The organism is Nocardia alni (assembly GCF_019038435.1).
Taxonomy (GTDB): Bacteria; Actinomycetota; Actinomycetes; order Mycobacteriales; family Mycobacteriaceae; genus Nocardia; species Nocardia alni.
In genome coordinates, this window is sequence record NZ_JAGPOX010000380.1 from 1 (window position 1) to 411 (window position 411).

1 protein-coding gene is annotated in these 411 nt (G+C 58.2%); it reads left to right on the top strand.

The window, feature by feature from the left end:
- Nucleotides 1–411 (top strand): ATPase, T2SS/T4P/T4SS family (locus JZ791_RS44425; RefSeq protein WP_216904014.1); only part of this gene is annotated, 411 nt, incomplete at both ends.

Below are 411 nucleotides of genomic sequence, written 5' to 3' on the forward strand. Positions count from 1 at the left end.
CACCAAGTCGCTCACGCAGTATCACGAAGATGGATTCTTCAATCAGATCCTCGAAACCGATGGCAGCATCAGCGAGCAGGATCGTGAGCTGCTGGAGCTGCGCCATTCGCGCGAGTACGCCGAGTTCTTCCGGCGTGCGGTGATGTACCGCAAGAACATCGTGGTATCCGGTGCGACCGGTAGCGGCAAGACCACCTTCATGAAAGCGTTGGTCAATCATATCCCGGACAACGAGCGACTGGTCACCATCGAGGACGCGCGCGAACTGTTTCTGACCCAACCCAATGTCGTGCACCTGCTGTATTCCAAGGGTGGACAAAGCACCAGCAATGTCAGCGCCAAGAGCTGCATGGAAGCCTGCCTCCGCATGAAGCCCGAACGCATCATCCTGGCCGAGCTGCGCGGTGACGA